The organism is Syntrophorhabdaceae bacterium, assembly GCA_028698615.1.
Lineage (GTDB): Bacteria > Desulfobacterota > Syntrophorhabdia > Syntrophorhabdales > Syntrophorhabdaceae > Delta-02.
The window spans coordinates 1-2515 of the sequence record JAQVWF010000122.1 but is presented as its reverse complement, the minus strand read 5'-3'; the positions used below and the strand labels follow the sequence as shown (position 1 = coordinate 2515).

General features: G+C 59.3%; 3 protein-coding genes. All 3 read right to left on the bottom strand.

Translation table 11 applies throughout. The features are described 5' to 3' along the window. Positions 1–45: 45 nt before the first annotated feature. Positions 46–1254 (bottom strand): ABC transporter permease, encoded by a 1209-nt coding sequence (locus PHC90_15065; GenBank protein MDD3847668.1) that lies wholly within the window; start codon positions 1252–1254, stop codon positions 46–48. Continuing rightward, a complete protein-coding gene (locus tag PHC90_15060; GenBank protein ID MDD3847667.1) occupies positions 1251–1988 on the bottom strand; it encodes an ABC transporter ATP-binding protein in 738 nt (245 codons plus the stop codon). Before PHC90_15060 ends, PHC90_15065 begins: the two co-directional genes overlap by 4 nt. Then, positions 1985–2515, bottom strand: a 531-nt coding sequence (locus tag PHC90_15055; GenBank protein ID MDD3847666.1) for a hypothetical protein, incomplete at its 5' end; no start/stop codon positions are given. The genes PHC90_15060 and PHC90_15055, both read right to left, overlap by 4 nt.

The following is a 2515-nucleotide window of genomic DNA, read 5'->3' as shown; positions in this document are numbered from 1 at the left end:
TTCATGGTCTGTGTCTCCTCCACTCTTCTCGTCATGTCTGTCATCCTACTCGTGTCTTAAAGCCTCTATCGGGTCGAGGCCCGCCGCTTTCCGCGCCGGGAAGTATCCGAATATGAGGCCCACCGCGGCTGAAAAAACAAAGGCGATGAAGATGATCCATCCGTTGAGAACGAACGGGACGCCAAGGATCTGAACCAGGAACGCCGAGGCAACAAGGGCAAGTATGATGCCGAAGAGTCCGCCGAACGCCGAGAGGACCATCGCCTCTACGAGGAACTGCAGGAGCACCTCGCGCTCCAGGGCGCCGATGGCGAGACGCGTCCCGATCTCACGGGTCCGTTCCGTCACGGACACAAGCATGATGTTCATGATGCCGATGCCTCCTACGAGAAGACTGACGGCAGCCACGGCCCCGAGAAGCGTCGTCAAAAGCTGTGTCGTGGCGAGCATCGTGCTGGCCAGTTCCTTCATATCCCTGATCTGAAAATCGTTCGCCTTGAGGGTGGAGATGCGGCGGCGCTCCCTCAGGAGGCCTTCAATGTCCTGCTGGGCCTTTTCCGTCGATGCGCCGTCCTCCACCGAGACCTGGATGAGATTGATATTCTCGTTTCCGGAAATGCGCCGTTGAAAGGCGCGAAGAGGCATGACGATGAGGTCATCCTGGTCCCGTCCCGTGGTGGACTGTCCTTTGGCGCTGAGCACCCCGACAACCTCGAAGGATATGCCCTTGATACGAATCCTCTGCTCCAGGGACGCCTGCTCCCCGAAAAGCTCCTTTTTGGCGGTGGCCCCCAGGATACATACGGCCGTCCCCGAGCGTATCTCTGCGTCGGAAAACTCCCTTCCGTCCTCCACCGTCCAGTCTTTCACCTTGAAGAACGCAAGATCCGTACCGGTGACCTGCGTCGACCAGTTCTTTGCCCCGAACACGGCCATGGCCGATGAGGTCGATGTGGGAGCAACCCCGGCAAGGGAACCCACGTCCCTCGCGATGGCCCTGGCATCATCGATCTCCAGGGACTTCGCACTTCCCGAGACTCCACCGCCGTGCCGCATCTGGCCGGGGGTGACCATGAGAAGGTTGCTTCCCAATTTGGCAATGTCCTCCGTCACCTTTGCCGTCGCCCCGCCTCCAACCGTAACGAGGGTGATAACAGCGGCGACACCGATGACGATGCCGAGAATGGTGAGAAAGGAGCGCATCTTGTTGCGCCGGATGGCCCTCAGGGCAAGAAGGAACGCATTCCAGATCATTGCACCACCTCCTGGCCGCGACTATCGGAAGCGATGAGACCGTCACGAAAACGTACTGTGCGGCTGGCGTATCCGGCCATGTCCGGCTCATGGGTGACCATCATTACGGTGATGCCCCTGTCCCTGTTGAGAGACGTGAGCAGTTCCATTATCTCCCTGCTGCGGATGGAATCGAGATTGCCCGTCGGCTCGTCGGCAAGGAGCACCGTGGGAGATGTGGCTATCGCCCGTGCAATGGCCACGCGCTGCTGCTGCCCGCCGGAGAGTTCAGCCGGCGTGTGGTGCTCCCACCCGGAAAGGCCCACGGCATTGAGCGCGTCGCGTGCGATCTCATCTCTCTGAGAATGCTGAATACCCCTGTAAAGAAGAGGCAGCTCCACATTCTCCAGGGCGGAGGTGCGGCTCAGAAGATTGAATCCCTGGAATACGAATCCGAGATAATGGCGCCTCAAGAGGGCCCTCTGGTTGCGCGACAGATCCGCTATGTCGATCCCCTTGAAGAGGTATCGGCCGCTCGTGGGGGTGTCGAGGCAGCCCAGCACGTTCATGCACGTCGATTTTCCGCATCCGCTCGGCCCCATCACCGCCACGAAATCACCCTCATATATGGAGAGGTCTATTCCCCGCAAGGCCTGCAGCGCCGCCTGTCCCTTCCCGTACACCTTTGTTATCCCCTTGAGCTCGATCAGCGACTGCCCCGTTTCCTGTGTCACCTGATAGTCTCTTTCCGTCATTGTTTTGCCCTCACGATATCCGTCGCAACAAGGGCTCCCGGCACAAGATCTCCCTCGAGTATCTGCGTCATAATACCGTCCGTCACGCCCGCTTTCACTTTCATCTGGACGATGTCCTTGCCTTCGACCCTCCATAGAGAAGTGTTGTCGATCTGTCTTTGCACCTGCCGGTCGCCTGTACCGGGAGGCCTGCGGCTCAAAAGGCTGGTCAGCAGTTTGCTTCCGCCGGAGCTTTCCTTCTGGGACTTGTCCTGGGGGGGAGTGAACCTGAGAGCCGCATTGGGCACAAGAAGGGCGTCCGAGACGCTGTTCACCGTGATAAAGGCGGTGGCGGTCATGCCCGGGCGCAGGGCCATGTCTTTGTTGTCAACCTCGAGAATTGTTTCATAGGTCACCACGTTGTTCTCTGTCGTTGCGGCGAAACGAGCCTCCCTGACGCGGGCCGGGAATTTCTTCTCCGGGAATGCGTCAACGGTGAAGATGGCGATCTGGCCCTCCTTCACCTGACCCACATCGGCCTCATCGAC